We start from the raw sequence: 19,089 nt of genomic DNA, 5'->3' as shown, positions 1-19,089 counted from the left end.
GACATCCTATCAGGGGGAAATCTATGGGAGTTATAGTTGAAAATAAACGTAATCTATATGCAATAGGGGTAATAAGTTTACTATTGTCAGCCATTTTAACGTCTATTAGCCAAGTGTATTACTCGAACCGTGTACAAGCGGTGCATCCATTTCTTTTCACAGGCATTAGTTTTTTTCTCACGACTGTCTTCTTTCAATTAATCACAAGTAAGCAAAAGGTAGAGCCCTGCTGGAAAGAGGCACGATCATCGTTATGGAAGTTAAACGGTGCTTCCATACTAGCCTTTATGGGGTTTTACTTTGCATTAAAATATATTGAACCTGCGATAGTGAGCTCTCTTGAAATGGGACTAGGCCCATTGTTTGCATTGCTACTTGCAATACAGCAGAAAAAACGAGTGATAAATGCACAGTGGGGTATTGCAATTGGCATATTTGCAGCTAGTTTATTACTGATTGGTGCTATTTTTACAGGGAAATCGGCTGTACAAACATGGGACCAATCAAGCATTTTAGGAGTCGGGGCAAGCATATTGTGTGGACTTGGTGCTGTATTATGTACAGTTTATTCTAAGCAGCTGAGTCAATTAGGATGGACAAGCTCGATGATTTTATCAAAAAGATTTTATGGTATCATTTTGCTTTCATTTTTCGCTACATATGATGTCATGTTTACTTATTTACTTGAAAACATTGGTTGGATTTTACTGATGACAGTCATCGGTGTTTTGATTCCAATGTATTTATTACAGAAGGGTATTCAATATTGTGAAGTATTTCTAGTCATGATGTCACTGTGTTTTATTCCTGTATGTACCTTCTTTTTTCAGCTTTTTGATACAAGGTTACAATGGTCAAATATTACGTTAATGGGCGTCTTATTACTGTTATTGTTTGGAATTTTAAGTGTTATTGTAGAGCAAAGAGATCGTAGCATTTCATAATAAAAACATCTATTTTTTATAAAATATGCAGAGCCAGTTTTGATGGTCGTAAAATCAAATTGGCTCTATTTTACTGCATTTTCCTAGCCAAACCTACCATAGCTTTAAAGTGATGTCTCTCATGAATAGCCAACAATTGAATAGCTTGAATGAGATTAGGATAATGCGCAATGGGATCAGGAAAAACAATGTGTCCTGCAACATCCTCGTCTATATTTTGTACTAACTTTTGCAAAGCAAGTGTCTCGTTGATAAGTAATTGCTCGATATCATAACTATTTAAGGCAAAGCGTATTTTCTTAGATGGAACTAAAATACTTGGTGCTCGCATTCCTTGTCCTTTTTTAGATTGATATTCTTCATAAATATCATGTATTTCAGTAGCGAAGGGCTTGTTTCTTCGCATTTTGGCAAAAGGTGTGAGGAAGAAAGAATATTTGATTGCTGTATGTAACATTTTGAGAATCAAATAGAGGTGATAAAAGTGTTCACCAATGGACCATTTTCCTTCATGTCCTTGCTGCCATAGTTCCTCCTGTGGAAGCGTATGAATAGCTGGTAGATAGTGTGCTCGTTGCTCCTCTAACGTAAGAAAATGTTTCACCATACTAGTAGATTTCATAGATTTTCAACTCCTTTATTTCCATTTTAAGGATTGTTATAGGAAAAGTACATTAAATGCTAATCGTTATGGCCGATAAATAGGAAAAGTACGATGGGAGGGAAAGGCATGGAAATTAGACAATTAACAGCAGCAGATGCTGAGGTATATAGAGATTTAAGGTTAGAGGGATTGCAAACAAATCCAGAAGCTTTTGGCTCTAGCTTCGAGGAAGAAAAGGATTTGTCGCTTGAGTCGTTTGCAAGTAGGCTCGAAGGACAAGGAACATTTACATTTGGGGCATTTGACCAGGAGGATTTACTCGGTGTGACGACATTGGTGCAAGCAAATAAAGTGAAGCTAAAGCATAAAGCGAGCATTTTTGCCGTTTATGTTTCTCCAAAAAAGCGAGGGTTGGGCATAGGAAAACAACTAATGGTAGAGGTCATCAATCAAGCAAATACACTAGTAGACGTCGAGCAAATTAATTTAACAGTTGTGTCTTCCAATGAATCAGCAAAGGGATTATACACATCGTTAGGCTTTTACGTTTTTGGAACAGAACGAAACGCCTTAAAAATAGGACAGCAATATTTTGATGAGGATTATATGGTGCTGTATTTCTAAAAAGCCTTTGAAGTTTCTATCTTCAAAGGCTTCAATTTATTATGATGAGTATCAATGGAACAATGAAAATAAAGCAATGAAGAAAAGAATCCCTGTAATAACAAGAATAAGTAATGAGCTAACAATGCCCACGTTCTTTATAAGTAACCATATACTTAGCAAGATAATAATGACCGATAAAGGGAGTGCTAGCCAAAATCCAAGAATCCCCAAGTATTCAATCGTAATGGGGAATGAATGGTGAAAGTAATTGTAGGGAATATCTAGCATGAGAAAAATGGTCAAAATCAGTTCCATAAAATCCCCCCATCTACATATTTGTTCTTACATATATGGTATGCAGATAAACAGGTAAGTCACACGGCAGTACTTTTAAAAAGAGTGCTGCCGTCATTTCGGATTAAAGCTCTTACAAATAAATACCTCAGTGCCTGTTGCCTCAAGAGTCTCAGGACATACTACAGCGGTGGCTGGTATTCGTGCATTCTGCGGACTACAAGCATTACTCTATAGGTCTGAAGGTACGCTCAATAAAAATATATAAATATAAACACATACATAAGAGTAATATGCCTAAGCTTATAACAAATAAGCCCATTTCTGACCAACTACCAATGATCAACGACAGAAGAACAATGATTCCGAAGAAAATAAGTGTTAGCTTTGATGCTTTTCTTTTATCTTTTATAACAAGTATACTTATTCCAAATGCTAACATATTAGCGAAAAAGCCTATTCCTATTGGAAGTAGAATATCCATCTCCTTATTCAAATCCTTTCAATTAATAAGTTTTTGCTAAATACCTAAGGTTTCAAATATTAACAGCTCTTACTGTTTATTATACTGAGAATGGTAATGAGTAGTACAATGAACTAAAAACAAGAAAAATACTCCTCTTAAAAGGAAATTGTTGATGTTTACCTTTTAAAGGGAGTAATTAAATTGCCATTGTTACCACAAATTATTTCAACTGAATAAAACCATTCCCTACCTGATTAATGGAGAAATGATCCAATGAAAGAGCATGAGTTAACAAGTAGTCAAATACATACATTGGAATCAAATGGGGTTCACAATGTTTGATTATTTTTATGATAAGTGCAGCCGCACCGGCAACAAACGGAGCTGCCATAGAGGTTCCTGTCAATTCTACATAATCACTGTTTAAATGCGTTGATAATATATTTTCACCAGGCCCTACAAAATCTAAGTTAACATTCGTATTAGAAAATTTTGAAGGCGTGTCTGTTTCAGATATAGAGCCGACTTGAATTACTTCCTTGTAAAAACCAGGGTATGATATTTCGATAGTTGCGCTTTCTCCATCGCCCTCATTTCCCGCTGCTGCAACTAATACTATACCTTTTGAACGGGCATATTTTATGGCTTTATGCAATTCTTCATTTGGTTCTGGGCTGCCAAGTGACATATTAATAATGTTTACTTTTTCTCCATTAGGTCCAGTCCAATTAACTGCATACATAATCGCCTTAATCAAACTTTCAAAGCTTCCTCTTCCTTTGTGATTTATTACTTTTAATATAAGAAGTTTACTTTTTGGCGCAATACCTGTGATTCCCTTGCCATTATCAACAGCAGCTAGAATTCCAGCTACATGTGTACCATGTCCAAGATAATCTTTAAATATTGAAGGATTACCTTCATCATCATCTGTGAAATTATAGCCATCAATAATATTGTCCTTTAAACTCGGGTGGTCAACCTGAACACCACTATCTAATACAGCAATAACAGATCCTGAACCTTGATCTGTTTCTTGCCACAATTCCCTTGCTCGAATCTTATCTAAATTATCAGGAACTGCATTTAAAACTTTAAACAACTTGACCACTTTTACCCGCTCTAAAATGATTTCATATTTCATTTTGTCATCTCCTTTTAAATAATAAAGTGTTAGAAGGAAGATGATAATAAATAAAAAGGAGAAATTCGCTCAATATTAAACAAAAATCTACCCCTGAAATGTTAGTAAAAGTCTAACATTTTCGGAGGTAGATTAAATTTAATATTTCTCTTATAAAATTGAGTATTCTGTTACTATTATTAAGCAATATTAAAGAATAAATCTTTAGCTTTTTGGACCAATTTTCCCACCTTTTACTAACCAATTCCAATACCTTTCGAAAAACTTCGACTTTGTTTGAAATGCATAAGGTAGTCCAATAAACAACCAAAAAAGAGAAGCATACACCAATAAAAATATAAGTAATCCTATCCATATACCTTTTATCTGAAAACTAATAAAAATGCTAGAAAACATAATAAGTAAATGTATTATAATTATTCTCTTATAGGCTAACAAGAATCTCCCCTCCTATTTTAATTATAACATTATTGGTGGGGAGATATTAACTTTATAACTTGTTATTTCTATTTAGCAAAACCCTAATGATTTACAACCTGGTCCACATGTGATCTTATTTTCGCTAAGGCACACTAATCCAAAAACAGCTGCACAAATAAATGGACACGCTACAGTACCGATTGGAGCACAAGCTACCATACAAGCTGCTGTACCAGCTAAGGTACATCCTAAACCTTGGATAGTGTCACAAACAGTAGTACAGATAGTACAATTTGACCACATTAGATTAAGTTCATTATTTTGTGTAGAAGAACGTAATTCATTGACATCATATAATGGGTTTGTGTGCCATTCATAATCGAAATACTCTCCATTAATCTTAATAGTTACAATTGGGAATAAATTTACTCCAACAGATTGTGTAACTTCGATAACACTTGAATGACCATGGAAATGCGAAACAGCTTTAAATTCTGCGTTTTCGACAGTAAAAGTAATTACTGTCTGAAGTTCTTCCATAACTAAAGTAAGAACTTGTACAGGGGTAGTTCCTTTAGTAAATTCTCCGCCTAATGATTGTGTTATTAAAGCTCGAAGATCAGTATACTTAGCTTTAATAGCAGGGTAATGATTTAGTGAGTTGTTGATAAGCGTCTGCACACTTTCATTTGCCAATGCTTTTTCAACTAAATTGTTAACCTCATTTTTCGATAACTCTTTAATTCCTGATTTAGCTTGTTTTTCAGTCATTGTTTTCTCTCCCTTTTAAAGTATTTGAAGCAACATTTAGTATGATGTGCTTCATTACTATGTAAAGTGAAATACAACTGGAGATTTAAACTGCATTTTTAAATTTTTTTCAGGAAATATAAATTAAACCTATAAAACGAAATTATATGCTTTTGAATGGTTTGTTACGTTATAAATAAGGAGGCTAATAGCTCGAATCTATGGAACTTGATAAAACGATTAAAGTAGTACATTTAGAATATAGGTAATATGCATTATAATTAATAGTTATTTTAATTAAATAGAATAGAATGATTAAGAAAGAAATAAAAAGTACAATTTTTTCTTTATATTGTTCTGAAAAATAATTTAGGACCTATTCGCGCATTTATTTTTAACCAATACTAAAACATCTCAAAAACTACGCCTTTTTGGCATTTATAATGAAGGCTCATAAGCACCAAATACAAAAAAGCAAGACCCGAGAATCCAATTATATACTTTTCATCTATATAGCCTAAAAAATACTATGGATTATTATAAAGCTATTCTTTGTAGACTATTATAAAATTCCTATCATTCTGACTTTTAAAGATAAACTTTGCTTCTTTTAAGGTTTATTAAATCCATAAAAAGCCATTAGATAAATCACGATAAACACTACTAATATAAACGAATTAAGGACAACTAAAATCATACGAGTGGGTCCCTTTATCCCTAAAATAGCAAATATTAGTCCTGAAATTCCTAAAATAAATGGAATTGTTATGCCAATTCCCAGAATATATTGAGGAGCCAATCCAATAAGAAATGTTAAAAACAAGAAAATTATTGATAAATACGTAAAAATTTTTCTTTGCAAATAGCACCGCCCCTTTGTATGTAAATGAAGGTTTGACTTTATTACAATTATACCACACGTGTTATTTACAGTTTTCATCACATCGAATAAACCATTCCTTGCCTGAAATCAACTTTTCCTTTTTTGTTTATAATAGTCAATACTTAAAGATTATGAAAAAACCTTATTATCGACATTACATAATAATATAAAAGTTGCTCCATAAATGTTGATTTCTTGTTATTCGACTGTATAAAAAGTGGTATGGTATGAGATGCGGTAGTAGAATTACTTTTAATTATCCTCAATTCCATTTTGCTAATAATATTTCTAATAGCATTTTTAATAGGAACGTTTGGATTTAAAGAAGCTTAAATCACTTATTAAAAATTAAAACCCATCAAATAAAATTAGGTAGTTCTTAACCTAAATTATTTGATGGGTTTATTTTGTTAATAGATCATATTTCATTAGCATGAATCTGACAATATTCCCTCAATAAATTAGAAGAAATACTAGTATTTTGTATAAGATTTATTAGTAAATCGCGTTCTTTTGGGGACAGACTGTCACTCGCTAAACAATTTGTATAAAATGATTGAACTTCTCTTGCTTTACAGTAACAGGCCATTAATTTTTCAATTTCCATGTGGATTACCCTCCTTTCTTGTAATTAAGAGATTTTATAACTTCAGATAACTCCATGATGACAGCTTCTAATTTATCTATTTTCCTTTCAAAGCGAATGAACAGATAGACTGTTATGGCAATAGGGAATCCAAAGTTTCCTATTAGGCTAATCCAAATTGGAACATTTTCTGGTGTCATAATGTAAATCACCCTCCCTCTTACTCCAAATTAGTAATATAAGGTGATACTCGGATTCGAACCGAGGAACCAGGTTTTGCAGACCCTTGCCTTACCGCTTGGCTATATCACCAAAATTGTAACTGTACTATGTAAAGAGGATTCTTCTGTAATAAAAACAACCTGCCTATAAAAAAATATTATTTTGTCATGGTTTCATTTCTTATGTTTTAATCCTCTTTATAGAAAAAAGGAGGTCTCTAAGATGAAGTATGATATAACGGTATATTCAAGCGATGGATGTCAATATTGTGTTAGGTTGAAGGAGTGGCTAGAGGAAAATAATATTACTTATATTAATAAGGATATTAATGAAGAGCACGTATTAATGGAGTTTAAGCAATTTAATAGTAGCGCTATCCCATTTACTTTATTAGTCGCTGATAATAAAGTAGAGAGAATTATTGGTTATCAGCCAGAAAAAATAAAAGCTATATTAGAAATTTAACTAAGTTGGATTAAATCACCTTTTTTGTATAAAAGGTGATTTTTTTTATCTTTCTAAGAACACTTGTTCTTATTTTGGTTTATAATATAGATACAACATTCACTTTATATAGAAAGAAGGCGGATAATAGGAGGGATTATTAAATGAAGAATGATAAACAAAAAATAGAGGAATTTTTCTATAGAAATAATGAGCAGGTTAACAATCCAATTATTAAAAGCTTTTTGTCGGATTCCCAAAATCTTTATTTGGTGCAAAAAGCGATCTTATATCCAACTGATTTGAATAAGAAACTCGTTGATGAATCTTTTCAATCGCACTATATAAATGTTAGGAAGATCAAATATGTAAGTAATTTAATTTATTTCTTTAGTTTAGATTTTGATAAAAAAAGAAGAAGGCTGCAAAATCGGTCTTTATTAATATTAGATAAGGGATTATCAGAGGAGGGGGAGACGACCCTAAAAGAGCTAATAGAAGATACACGCAATGAAAATGGTCTAGATCATTTAATTGGTGGAGGATTATTGGACAATATAGAAGATGTACAGCTCTTAAAGTCCTTGCAAAAACTAACGGTAAAACAGCTTCAAATTTTAGAGATGATTTATGTAAAAGAGCTTTCTATAAAAGAGATAGCTCAACTATTACAAACAACTCCCCAGAATATATCCAATCATCATAGAAAGGCTTTAAATAAACTCAATCATTCACTCGGAAAAAAGGAGGAATAAATTATGGGAAATTTAGAAAATCAACATACTGAAGAGACGCTAACAATAATCGAGAATTTCATCCCAAAAATTAAACTTTGTTTACACAATACAGACTATCATGAAAGGGAAGACCTAGAACAAGAAATAAAATTAAAAATTATAGAAAAGCTTGCAACAGTAAAATTTCAAGACGCGCCTAGTTTTTGGGACTTTTTCTTGTGAAAGCTACCAGGCGATTTTCTATTCTAGTGTTCGAGTAGTCACCAGATTACATATACTGTTGTTGCCAGAGTTCATTCCTACATGCGTGATGGAATAACTTACGCGGTTTATCTGAAGATAGGATTGTCACTACGAACATTGGAAAAGAAAAAAAGATGCACATAGTAAAAAGTACTATGTACATCTTTTTATCGATTAAGCTTTTAGAAAATCTGGTTTAGCAAAGCTTGGGTTTGGATATGTGTAGAAGCCTTCACCTGTTGCGCGACCAAGTTTGCCTTTGTCGATATACTCTGTTTTTAAGAGGTTGGCTAATTTTTTCATGTTTTCATCGCCAGTGGCAGTTGCTTTCGCTTCCACAATATTATAGGCAGTGTTAATGCCAACGATGTCTAGAATAGCAAATGGTCCAAGTGGAGCGCCTGTACCAATCATCCATGTTTTATCGATTGTTTCTGGATCAGCCACTTCTTTTACAAGTAAGGATTCAGCTGCATCTAAAAACGGCACTAGTAATGAGTTTAAAATATAGCCAGGTTGCTCTTTATGCAATGGTAGTGGTACCATGCCGATGGCGCGTGCAAATTCAACAACTTCATCAAATACTTTCATATCTGTACCAGGGTGTTTCATTATTTCAGCAGTATTGTTTTTCCAGATCGTATTAGCAAAGTGTAGAGCTAAAAATTTCTCAGGACGGCCAGTTGCTTCAGCAAATTGGCTTGGTAATAAAGTAGACGAGTTTGTTGCAAAAATTGTTTTTGCTGGTGCTACTTTTCCAAGATTCGTGTAAAAATCTGTTTTGATGCTCACAACCTCAGGAATTGCTTCTATAACAAGATCAGCATTGGCAACGGCTTGAGCCAAGTCACTATTAAATGAAAGACGTGCATAGGCTGCATCCACTTCTTCTTGAGTTGCACCTAAGTCTTGTTGATAAAATGGTTTTAATTTTATAATACGATCTTGCGCATTTTTTAGAGCCTCGTCATTAATGTCGTAAACGGTTACATTAAAACCTTTGAAAGCAGATTGATAAGCAATTTGACTCCCTAATACACCACTACCTGCAACTGTAATGTTTTGATAATTCATCGAAATTCCTCCTTTGGAATTGTTACATTAATATAATAGTGTGGATATGTAGATAATCCTTCGTTACAATTCCATACTACTTCTACCCTTGAATAAAAATCAAATGAAAGCCTCTGATATTATATAAATATAAAGTTTTTTGCGCGAAGTTCCTTTTCAAGTATGTACCCACTATTAAAGAAATATAACGTAAAAAAGAACAGCTTTTAAGCTGCCCTCATTTTAGAGGTAATTCACCGTGGTAAACATGCCCCCAATACCAGGCGCGCCGTTATTTGTTACGTGATGTGGCATATGACAATGGATGGGCCAGATACCAGGGTTATTAGCTGTAAAGCATATATCCCAAGTTTCACCAGAGGCCACAAGAATGGTGTTCTTGGCAATTTGCTTGTGACTAGCGATAGGAAAACCGTCTGCCCCAACAACATGAAATTGGTGACCATGTAAATGGATGGGGTGGTGATGCATTTGAATATTGCCAAAACGAATGTTTACAGTATCACCGAAATGTACGGCTAATGGTTTTGTAAAAGGATAGCATTTGCCATTGATCGTAAAGAAATTAAATTCCGGTTTGATAAAATTTAACGGATACGTACCTTTTGTAAGCTTCCCCCAAGGCAATTGGTCGACGGCCCATTCTTGTAATAGGCATAGATAATCCTTATGCTGATGAGTATTTTGTAAGTTTGGATCTTCAACGATCAAGCCACCTAATAGACCAGCATTATCTTGCACAGCAACATTTACATGGGAATGATACATATACGTTCCTGGAGGATTTTTAATCGTAAAATGATAATCGAAATAATGTCCAGGTTCAATAAAGGGTGATGGTTCAATTGGGGGGACACCGTCCATTGTGTTCGGTACGATTAAGCCATGCCAATGCACACTAGTTTTTTCAGGCAGTCGATTAATGACACGAATACATACACGATCACCAGGGTAAACACGAATGGTTGGTCCAGGAGTGGAACCATTGTAGCCCCAAGCCTGAATGAATATCCCATCGACAAGCTCCCATGTTATTTCTTCCGCAATTAAAGTGAAAAACTTCGAACCATCTACCTGCATACGATAAGGCAAATCTTTTATACCAGGGGTGATAACCATTTGAAACCTCCTGTAAGCTTGATTTCCATTAATGTATGTCTATAGTGATGGGATTTAGGACCACATTCGTCTTTATATCTAATTAAATATGTAATGTGGCTTGTCGTTTGTTCATCTGCTCAACTAGCTCCAAATTCAAGAATAGAAGTAGGATTCTCACGCTTGCTTTAATGCCAGTAATTGAAGAATAAAATAACAAAGAGGTGTCTCAAGTGCAGAGACATCCCTTTGTTATTCAACAAGTATATGGAAAATATAGCTTAGAAAATAACCTAAAAAGAGATACATAAAAAATGCTTTAAATGAGACTTTTTGTAGCTGATGTAAAATGAATTCAGAAATACTAGCTGTAGCAATCAATCCTATCGAAATGCCCATTAAGATCCCTTGTGCTTTGTCTGGTAAAGCCCAATATTGACCAAACCAGATGAAAATACTAAAGAAAATAGAGAAGATAAAGAAATAAATGAAAAGTCTCCATAGCCTTTCGCCCTGAGAGATGAGTGCGGTAGATAGAGCAAAGCCCTCTGGAACATGGTGAAGAATAATGGAGGCAGTGAGAGAAATACTTAATGCAGCATTTCCAAGTAAATTTCCGACAGTGAGACTAATGGGTATTGTATGGATAATCATAGCAAGGGTTAATAGAGAGACCGAGGGATTTTGTGTATGAGAAGCATGAAATAAGGTGTCTAGTAGTTGAAAGATGAAATAGCCAATAAAAATACCCAGTATAATACCGAATGGTTGATAGATTTGAAATGAGGATGGGATGATATCTAGCACAAGTAAGCCTACTAAAAAACCCCCACATAATAATGATAATCCTTGTGTTGTATGCTGAAATAGCTTAGAGAAAATCCAGGCAATCGCGCCCCCAATGCTCACACTGAAAAATAGAAAACCGCCAAGTATCATTGCACTCACCTATAAAATTTCTCCGCCCTATCATCAACTTAATGTCTTTTTCAAAATATATGCTAAGTAGAAATGAATATGCTTGCAGTCGATTTGGCAGCGTAAAAACATGATGTGCATACTGCGTTAGACAAGGAAAGAATAGAGTCAGAATCTATGCTAGTTGTAATGATACTTTACAGAGGGAGATGATGATATGAAGGCTGTAACATATCAGGGAATTGCAAGTAAAGCTTATTTAGTGAAGTGGAAGATAATTGTATAAAGGTGATTCTAAAACCTTAAAGTGAGCGATTATGCTCTTTTTTTGTGGAAATATAGGGAACGGTATAAATTGACTGAATATTGGTTTAATTCTATACTTTTTAATAGAAAGGCCAGATTCATCGATTTAGCTCATACAGGGAGGAATGGTTGAATGAAATGGGATGCAAGTTATGATGTAGTGGTAGTAGGCTCTGGTGCAGCGGGATTGACAGCAGGCTTAACAGCAAAGTTACAAGGAATGAAATCATTAGTGATTGAAAAAACAGATCGCTATGGTGGTGCTTCTGCTATTTCAGGCGGTGCCTTATGGATTCCTAATAATCATGTCATTAAAGGTGCAGGTGTTCCAGATACACATGAACTTGCACGCCAATATCTAGATTCAACAATCGGTGATCGTGTGCCAGAAGCGTTAAAGGAAGCTTATATTACGAGAGGACCTGAAATGTTACGCTTTTTATACAATAAAACAAAGCATATGCGGTTCCAGTATACAAAAGGCTACTCGGATTATTATCCAGAAAAAACAGGTGGCTTGTCACAAGGACGCTCCATTGAACCACTTATTTTCGATTTAACGAAAATGGGTTCTTTAGCAAATTCTATGCGTCGAGCAACTCTATCAACAAAAGGCTTCACGATGAATAGCTACGAGTTTCATAAGGTGAACATGATTACTCGGACGTTAAAAGGAAAAACAACTGCCCTGAAATTAGGAGCGCGCTTAGTAAGGTCAAAGGTGACTAAGAGTGACCCAGTCGCATTAGGAGAAGCTTTAGTTGCTCGTTTACGACTCTCTCTTGCAGAAGCAAATGGTGAGCTTTGGCTATCAACTGCCTTTAAAGATTTCATTATGGACAAGGAACGAGTGAATGGAATTATTGTGGAACGTGATGGACAAGAGCTGAAAATTGAGGCAAAGAAAGGTGTTGTTCTTTCTTCAGGTGGTTTTTCACATAATCAGACACTCCGAGAAAAGTATTTACCAAGTCCAACGAAAGCTGCATGGACTTCTTCACCAGAAGGGCAAACAGGTGACATCATTGAACCTGGCGTAAAAATTGGTGCTACGTTGGATTTAATGGATAAAGTGTGGGGAGCACCTTCAGTTATTGATCCACAAGGACATCCATTCTTCCTTGTGGCAGATCGCGGTGTACCCAATATGATGGTGGTGGATAGTACAGGACAGCGTTTTGTCAATGAAGCGGCACCATATCATGAATTTGTGGATACGATGTATAAGCATCAAGAGGCAACCAAACAGGCGGTTCCTTCCTGGATACTGATTGATGCCTCTGCTAAAAGCCGTTATATTTTTACAGGACTGTTCCCTGGACAAGTCTTCCCAAAAAGTTGGTTTGAGCATGGAGTCGCAAAAAGTGCGGAAACGATTGAAGAGCTTGCTAGACAAATGGATGTGCCAGCGGAGAGTCTAGTAGCGACGGTGAATCGTTTTAATGACTTTGCGAGGAACGGACATGATGATGATTTTTATCGAGGAGATAGTGCCTATGATAATTACTACGGGGACCCGACACTACCAAATCCAAATTTAGCAGAAATCAAGAAAGCGCCATTCTATGCATTGCGTCTTTATCCTGGAGATATTGGCACAAAAGGAGGCCTCGTAGTGGACGAATATGCTCGGGTGATAAAGGAGGATGGTCAACCCATTGAAGGATTGTATGCTTCAGGCAATTGTTCAGCGTCTATCATGGGAGAAACGTATCCTGGCCCAGGCGCAACCATTGGACCTGGTATGACATTAAGCTATGTAGCGACAGCACATATGGCCAATGCAGTGACAAAAGGTGAGGTATCACTTGTAAACGTATAAATGAGATATAACCCTTCCTTTCTAATGAGGAGGGGTTTTTATGTTGGTGTAATGTTCTAATATTTTCTTGCTAGGAATATAGTGGCTACTAAATGTATGGATGATAACGGAAAAAGGAGCGATTTAGTACATTGCTAGCTTATAAACTCATCACGACTATCGAAGAGTTAGAGCCCTATAGAAGTACTTGGTCAGGGATACTTGAAAAAGAGCACAATAATAATCCTTTTATTGAGTACGAATGGATTTCAACTTGGTGGGCAACGCTTGGGGTTCAGGAAAATGTAGAGATTTACATAGTGGAACATCAGGGTGTGGCAGTGGCTTTTTTTCCGTTAGTGCATTGTATACGATTTGGTACAATCCATTATTTTAGCTTTTTAGGACAAGGTTTTGCGACCTATATGGAAGTGATCGCTGATAAGGAGTGGCTAGAACATTCCATTACGTTTCTATTGAAGGAGTTTTCGCGAAAATATAAGCGTTATTTAATCGTGTTACATGGTTTAGTAGAAAGTAAGAAAACCTCTCAAGAATTAGAGAAGTATGCGATCGAATACCAGATGCCCCATTCGATTTTTCGGACTGTCACATCCTATATCGATTTTCAATCCATTACAATAGATACATTTCTACAGAAGCATCGCAAGAAATTCAAAAGCCTTAAACGTCGTGAAAACAAATTAAAGTCACTTGGTCATGTCGTCTTTCAGGAAGTAAATCCCAATTATCTGCAAGACATGTTTACGTTGTTCACAAGAAGATGGCAAAAGAAAATTGATAAAAGTGGCTTTACAGAAAAGCAAACACGTCTATTTTATGAGCGGCTAGCTAAAACCAACAGCAAGGTGCTTCGGGTAGAAGTCGATAGCTTACAATTTGAAAGGCAGTGGATTGCTTTTACAATTGACCTATGCTGTAGAGAGCGTAATTTTTGCCAGGCAATGGGCCATGAGCCTGATTTTAACCTATTTGGCCCAGGGCGCCTTATTGAAAAGGAAAACATGCTAAAAGCACATCAATCTGGCTATCGTTATTATGACTTAGGCAGTGGCTATGAGCCATATAAGTTTGAATGGTATACACATATTGATTTCACTAGAAAATTTGTCATGAGTACAAAAGGAGTTAAAGAGCGTAATATTCGATTATGGATGGTCATACGTGATCGGCTAAAAGGGTTATTAACGAATAATCATCAGCTAGTGAAACTGAAGCGAGACAGATTAGGAGAACTGCGTTATTTTTTGAAGCATGCAAATACAAAAGATTGGCTAAGAGCTGTTACGAAAATGTTCCAACGAATACTATCGGTTCATATTTTAGACGTTTATATTGCAGAGCAAAAACAAGATAGCGAAAAAGTGAGATTTCAAGAATTACCAATGAAGGATATCATGACGATGAAAGAGCGAGCGAACAATGTTGCAGACCTCTATAAGGGGTATCGACTCTTTGCAGATGGCGATCAAGTCATATACAAGAGACACGATAAAACGGCAACGGAAGAAACGGTTGACTATTCCTATGAGCTGTCAGATAATATGTCGTTTATAAAAGAATATGACAGCCGGCGACTAGTTGAGATTGTTACTGAAGTGCAGCGTGAAGGGAGGGCAGTTTGTACAATAGCCCCATGGTATGATAGAAGCAGCCGGCGAAAGCTCGTACAGGCAGGTTTCCATAAAGTAGCCAAAATCAACATAATAAAGATTTTCAAATGGCAAAAAATATATCATGTCTAAACAACAACACCCTCAGCTTTTTTTCACTGAGGGTGTTTCATTAAAAATGGATACCAGGTTTATCGATTAGCTTACAGCCTGTACCATACTTAGCTTTTAAGGCACCTTTGAAAAGAGTATGCTCCAGCTCTGGGAATGTCTGTTTCCAAAGTTCAAAAACATTATGGCTAGATGCTTTGCCGTCCTTCGTTAGTCGTGCAATATGGAAGCCATATTCATCATTGCAACGAGCCAATGGGCGGTTTTCACGTACCGTAATAATTCGACCGCTCGTCGTCATTTCATATAATCCTTCATAGCCAGCAATCGCACGTCTTTCCTCTTGACCTTCAACTAAAGGTTTTTCATCGATTGGCGCTACTTTTTCTTCTGTCGTGTCTTCCTGTTCAGAAGATTGAGTTTCTTCAGCACTGTTTCTTGCTGGTAGTTGTTCAACAATCACAAAATCTTTCTTGGAAGCTTTATCGCTCATTGTCGCCATAACGTTCATGATAGAGCCTACATAACGTAATGGTTTCTCTCTTCCTTCTTCAAAAACAAAAATATTATATTCGGTTTTATTTATCTTTTTCATAATAATATTGCCTGTTGTAATAGTAAAACCGATGAACTTGTTCTTTTTAAGTGCCTGTATTGCTTCTTGCTTTGTTAAAATCATTTTGAAAATCTCCTAAAGAATTATTTATTCTATTCTACCATAAAAATTATCACATTGTTTTTCGTAAAATAATGGTTGTTTTTGTACAATGCAGGGAAATATCCCTATTTTCTCAAATTTAATAATGGTACTATTAAGAATGTTTGAGGAATAAAACTCCTTTAAAAAGGGAGTCGTTCATAAATAGATACAATTTTAGTAGGGAGTGTTGATAGGTTGATCAATGTGCTTGGGGGCATCGGTTTATTTTTACTTGGAATGACGATGCTAACGAACGGTTTAAAGGAATTGGCAGGGGATGCCTTAAAAAAATGGCTCAATCGTTTTACAGGTGGAACCATTAGCTCGGTCTTATCGGGTACATTCATGACAATGATTGTACAATCCTCCACGGCCACAACCCTGATTACGATTGGTTTTGTCAGTGCGGGACTCCTCACGTTTGTCCAATCGATTGGTGTCATTATTGGTGCGAATATCGGGAGTACAAGTACTGGCTGGATTATTTCATTAATCGGCTTCAAGATAAATATGCAGACAATGTCACTGCCTTTTATTGCACTTGGTGTATTTGTACAATTGCTCGCACCACGAGATTACAAAGCAATTGGAGGGCTAGTTACTGGTTTTGGTTTATTATTTTTAGGCATCGATGTTCTTCAGGGAGGAATGGCTGCTGTACAAGATAAAATCCCATTCGATGCATTTAGTGCAAATACTATTAGTGGAAAACTAATTTTAATTGTTTTGGGTCTTATCATGACCGTTATTATGCAGGCTTCTAGTGCTGCAATAGCAGCCACTTTAACAGCCTTATATGCAGGTGCCATTGATTTTGAACAGGCTGCTTATTTAGTCATTGGTCAAAATATTGGAACGACTGCTACAGCATTATTTGCAGCGATTGGTGCATCTACAGCTGCTAAGCGAACAGCTGTGACCCATGTAATGTTCAATGTAGTCACTGCTATACTAGTGACATTTGGTGCAACGTTTATGTTTGCTCTTACAGAACTCGTCACAAAATCCATCAATGGTAGCTTTGATGAAACACTGGGCATTGCTGTTTTCCATACATTATTTAGTGTGATTGGCGCGATACTTTTTGTACCATTTGTCCGTCCTTTTGCAAAGGCCATTGAAAAAATGATTCCTGAAAAAGGCAATCATTTAACACGTAATTTAGATAGTAGTGTTGCCAAATTACCTGGGGTTGCTGTGGAGGTATCCTTTAATACATTACAAGATATTACCAAGGAAATGACGACTGTACTTGTTTCTCTTATTCAAGGGAAAAAACGCACAGCTGAAACAGACAGTAGATTGGCTCAAATGGATGAGGCGATTGAAAAAACACGTTTATTTATGGATGCTATCCAATCTTCCTCACAAAAGGAACGTTATAAGCATATAGCCCTTTTACATGCTTTAGACCACCTCTATCGTTTGTCAAAGGCATTACGCGAACAACATCCTAATGCCTTTCAGTTACAGGAGACATTAACTCAAAAGTGGCTAGAGGTATTGGAAAAAGTACTATTAATCATCGATGAGGATGAACGCCTACCTGAGATAGCAACCTTGCTTGAGGTTACTTCCTCTGAAATGGCGGCCGTGCGACGTGATAAACGAAACGCATATTTTGAGCATACTGTTGAAAATGTGGTAGAGTTAGAGACAGCCGTATCGAAAGTGGAGGCTTTGCTGTGGATTGATCGTCTTGTCTATCACTATTGGCGTACAACGGCTCGCCTTGCTGAGTACCAGACTGTGACCAAAAAAGGTCGCCATAATGAAACAGAAAAAAATACAGTAACAGTTGAATAAAAGGAATGCTCGCCTTACGTTTGTAAGCGAGCATTTTTCTTAGCTACACAAATAAAGGGGGATCTAGAATGGTTCAGCATAAATTCACAATGGACTTAACTTGGTCTGAGGGAAGAAATGGTACAGGAAACATCAAAGCAAGTAATCTGCAAACACAAATTTCTATTCCTCGGGAAATGAATGGGCCTGGCATTGGTACAAATCCAGATGAAATGCTTTTAGGTGCAGCCGCAACTTGTTATTTAATTACATTAGCTGCTCTACTCGAAAGGTCAGAAATAGATGTGGTGGAATTATCTATGCAGGCACACGGATTTGTCAGTGTAGAAAATGGCGTTTTTACGTATGAAAAAATTGTGCATAAGCCGATCATTACTGTGCAAGAGCTAACAGAACAACTTGAAAAAAGAATGATACGCTTAGCACAAAAGGCGGAACAAACTTGTATGATTAGTAAAGCATTAAAAGGAAATGTTGTGATTGAATGTGATGTTCAAATTTTGGAAGCAAGCATATAATAAGACAACAGGAGTTATTCAGCAAGTGTCGCTGATATAACTCTTTTTTTCATAAAATAAGCACTTTTTCTAAAATAGTTCTAGAAATGTTCAAAATGAATATATAGAGTTAAGTGCTAAAAAAATGCAAAGGATGATGTATTGCACGTTCAGACAGCCCAGAATCTCACATTCTATGGTCAGTACGGCAAAAGAATATTTGATATTGTTGGGGCATTATTTTTGCTTTTTATGACGATTCCTCTAATGCTAGCAGTATTCCTCATTTTACTCATAACAACAGGTCGCCCCATTTTCTTCAAACAAATACGAACTGGCCATGATCATCACCGCTTTGTGATTTGGAAGCTACGAACAATGTGTATCCAGGCAGTTCCGGTAAATATGCCTTCTCTTTGTGCCAACGGTATCCCTGATGATTATTATTTTAAAACAGAGCAAGATACACGCATCACAAAAGTAGGCGCTATCCTTCGAAAGCTCAGTATTGATGAAATTCCACAACTTTTAAATGTGTTAAAGGGTGATATGAGCATTGTAGGTCCACGTCCTGAGGTTCCAGCGATTACGAATGCATATAATTCCTTACAGGTTCGGCGTTTGGAGGTAAAGCCAGGCTTAACAGGTCTAGCTCAAATTAACGGTAGGTCGAATATTTCACATGGACAAAAAATATCATATGACATTGAATACGTTGACCATTATTCCTTTTGGTTGGATGTCCAAATTTTGTTGAAGACAATTTATGTTGTAGTTGCACGCACAGGTGCTTACTAAAAA

The 19,089-nt window shown here is 36.0% G+C and carries 21 protein-coding genes and 1 tRNA gene; 10 read left to right on the top strand and 12 right to left on the bottom strand.

All coding sequences use genetic code 11. The features are described 5' to 3' along the window. Positions 1 to 23 precede the first annotated feature (23 nt). A complete protein-coding gene (locus tag MHB40_RS20065) occupies positions 24 to 944 on the top strand; it encodes a DMT family transporter (RefSeq protein WP_342533272.1) in 921 nt (306 codons plus the stop codon). A gap of 70 nt (positions 945 to 1,014) precedes the next feature. Here MHB40_RS20065 and MHB40_RS20060 read toward each other — a convergent pair whose 3' ends face one another. Further along, positions 1,015 to 1,566: a DinB family protein gene (locus tag MHB40_RS20060; protein WP_342533271.1), complete on the bottom strand. Its 552-nt coding sequence runs from the start codon at positions 1,564 to 1,566 to the stop codon at positions 1,015 to 1,017. A gap of 108 nt (positions 1,567 to 1,674) precedes the next feature. On the opposite strand from MHB40_RS20060, the gene MHB40_RS20055 reads away from it, so the two are divergent. Continuing rightward, positions 1,675 to 2,172 carry a GNAT family N-acetyltransferase gene (locus MHB40_RS20055; protein WP_342533270.1) on the top strand — a complete coding sequence of 166 codons (498 nt, stop codon included), beginning with the start codon at positions 1,675 to 1,677 and terminating at the stop codon, positions 2,170 to 2,172. 51 nt (positions 2,173 to 2,223) lie between these two features. Here the strand turns inward: MHB40_RS20055 and MHB40_RS20050 are convergent, their stop codons facing one another. The 7 genes from MHB40_RS20050 to MHB40_RS20020 all read right to left on the bottom strand — a co-directional run bounded on the left by MHB40_RS20050 (position 2,224) and on the right by MHB40_RS20020 (position 7,009). After that, on the bottom strand, positions 2,224 to 2,469 hold the full coding sequence (locus MHB40_RS20050; protein WP_342533269.1) for a hypothetical protein: 246 nt from the start codon (positions 2,467 to 2,469) through the stop codon (positions 2,224 to 2,226). Between the two features lie 665 nt (positions 2,470 to 3,134). Continuing rightward, positions 3,135 to 4,058, bottom strand: coding sequence for a S8 family peptidase (locus MHB40_RS20045; RefSeq protein WP_342533268.1), 924 nt, complete (start codon positions 4,056 to 4,058; stop codon positions 3,135 to 3,137). Positions 4,059 to 4,568: 510 nt separating this feature from the next. Next, entirely contained in the window at positions 4,569 to 5,249 is a 681-nt protein-coding gene (locus tag MHB40_RS20040) for a hypothetical protein (RefSeq protein ID WP_342533267.1), read from the bottom strand. A 589-nt stretch (positions 5,250 to 5,838) separates the two neighbouring features. Then, entirely contained in the window at positions 5,839 to 6,090 is a 252-nt protein-coding gene (locus MHB40_RS20035) for a hypothetical protein (protein ID WP_342533266.1), read from the bottom strand. Between the two features lie 439 nt (positions 6,091 to 6,529). Continuing rightward, positions 6,530 to 6,718 carry a hypothetical protein gene (locus MHB40_RS20030; RefSeq protein ID WP_202342581.1) on the bottom strand — a complete coding sequence of 63 codons (189 nt, stop codon included), beginning with the start codon at positions 6,716 to 6,718 and terminating at the stop codon, positions 6,530 to 6,532. A gap of 5 nt (positions 6,719 to 6,723) precedes the next feature. Further along, positions 6,724 to 6,897 (bottom strand): YvrJ family protein, encoded by a 174-nt coding sequence (locus tag MHB40_RS20025; RefSeq protein ID WP_016993736.1) that lies wholly within the window; start codon positions 6,895 to 6,897, stop codon positions 6,724 to 6,726. A 41-nt stretch (positions 6,898 to 6,938) separates the two neighbouring features. Continuing rightward, a tRNA-Cys gene (locus tag MHB40_RS20020) sits at positions 6,939 to 7,009 on the bottom strand. A 132-nt stretch (positions 7,010 to 7,141) separates the two neighbouring features. On the opposite strand from MHB40_RS20020, the gene MHB40_RS20015 reads away from it, so the two are divergent. The 3 genes from MHB40_RS20015 (at position 7,142) to MHB40_RS20005 (ending at position 8,322) form a co-directional block, all read left to right on the top strand. Next, positions 7,142 to 7,384, top strand: coding sequence for a glutaredoxin family protein (locus MHB40_RS20015; protein ID WP_205445338.1), 243 nt, complete (start codon positions 7,142 to 7,144; stop codon positions 7,382 to 7,384). A gap of 143 nt (positions 7,385 to 7,527) precedes the next feature. Beyond that, positions 7,528 to 8,118 (top strand): sigma-70 family RNA polymerase sigma factor, encoded by a 591-nt coding sequence (locus MHB40_RS20010; RefSeq protein WP_342441446.1) that lies wholly within the window; start codon positions 7,528 to 7,530, stop codon positions 8,116 to 8,118. 3 nt (positions 8,119 to 8,121) lie between these two features. After that, positions 8,122 to 8,322, top strand: a complete 201-nt coding sequence (locus MHB40_RS20005) for a hypothetical protein (protein ID WP_342533265.1) — start codon at positions 8,122 to 8,124, stop codon at positions 8,320 to 8,322. A gap of 195 nt (positions 8,323 to 8,517) precedes the next feature. Here MHB40_RS20005 and MHB40_RS20000 read toward each other — a convergent pair whose 3' ends face one another. From MHB40_RS20000 to MHB40_RS19990, 3 genes are all read right to left on the bottom strand, one after another. Then, positions 8,518 to 9,417, bottom strand: a complete 900-nt coding sequence (locus MHB40_RS20000) for a 3-hydroxyacyl-CoA dehydrogenase (RefSeq protein WP_342533264.1) — start codon at positions 9,415 to 9,417, stop codon at positions 8,518 to 8,520. 222 nt (positions 9,418 to 9,639) lie between these two features. Continuing rightward, positions 9,640 to 10,536 carry a copper oxidase gene (locus MHB40_RS19995; protein WP_205445332.1) on the bottom strand — a complete coding sequence of 299 codons (897 nt, stop codon included), beginning with the start codon at positions 10,534 to 10,536 and terminating at the stop codon, positions 9,640 to 9,642. 231 nt (positions 10,537 to 10,767) lie between these two features. After that, positions 10,768 to 11,454 (bottom strand): zinc transporter family protein, encoded by a 687-nt coding sequence (locus tag MHB40_RS19990; protein WP_243456400.1) that lies wholly within the window; start codon positions 11,452 to 11,454, stop codon positions 10,768 to 10,770. A 418-nt stretch (positions 11,455 to 11,872) separates the two neighbouring features. Between MHB40_RS19990 and MHB40_RS19985 the strand changes: the two genes are divergently transcribed. Beyond that, positions 11,873 to 13,561, top strand: coding sequence for an FAD-dependent oxidoreductase (locus MHB40_RS19985; RefSeq protein WP_342533263.1), 1,689 nt, complete (start codon positions 11,873 to 11,875; stop codon positions 13,559 to 13,561). A gap of 131 nt (positions 13,562 to 13,692) precedes the next feature. Then, positions 13,693 to 15,306: a GNAT family N-acetyltransferase gene (locus MHB40_RS19980; protein WP_342533262.1), complete on the top strand. Its 1,614-nt coding sequence runs from the start codon at positions 13,693 to 13,695 to the stop codon at positions 15,304 to 15,306. Positions 15,307 to 15,346: 40 nt separating this feature from the next. Here the strand turns inward: MHB40_RS19980 and MHB40_RS19975 are convergent, their stop codons facing one another. Continuing rightward, complete coding sequence (locus tag MHB40_RS19975; RefSeq protein WP_342533261.1) at positions 15,347 to 15,964, bottom strand: NUMOD4 domain-containing protein; 618 nt, start codon at positions 15,962 to 15,964, stop codon at positions 15,347 to 15,349. A gap of 225 nt (positions 15,965 to 16,189) precedes the next feature. Here MHB40_RS19975 and MHB40_RS19970 point away from each other — a divergent pair, with 225 nt between their 5' ends. The 3 genes from MHB40_RS19970 to MHB40_RS19960 all read left to right on the top strand — a co-directional run bounded on the left by MHB40_RS19970 (position 16,190) and on the right by MHB40_RS19960 (position 19,086). Continuing rightward, positions 16,190 to 17,791 carry a Na/Pi symporter gene (locus MHB40_RS19970; RefSeq protein WP_243456399.1) on the top strand — a complete coding sequence of 534 codons (1,602 nt, stop codon included), beginning with the start codon at positions 16,190 to 16,192 and terminating at the stop codon, positions 17,789 to 17,791. Between the two features lie 68 nt (positions 17,792 to 17,859). Next, entirely contained in the window at positions 17,860 to 18,309 is a 450-nt protein-coding gene (locus MHB40_RS19965; RefSeq protein WP_342533260.1) for an SACOL1771 family peroxiredoxin, read from the top strand. A 141-nt stretch (positions 18,310 to 18,450) separates the two neighbouring features. Continuing rightward, a complete protein-coding gene (locus MHB40_RS19960) occupies positions 18,451 to 19,086 on the top strand; it encodes a sugar transferase (protein WP_205445321.1) in 636 nt (211 codons plus the stop codon). The last annotated feature ends 3 nt before the right edge of the window (positions 19,087 to 19,089 follow it).

It is taken from the genome of Lysinibacillus sp. FSL K6-0057 (assembly GCF_038630885.1).
In the GTDB taxonomy this organism is placed as follows: domain Bacteria; phylum Bacillota; class Bacilli; order Bacillales_A; family Planococcaceae; genus Lysinibacillus; species Lysinibacillus fusiformis_F.
The sequence above is the reverse complement of the archived record's forward strand: the minus strand, read 5'-3'. Positions and strand labels throughout refer to the sequence as shown.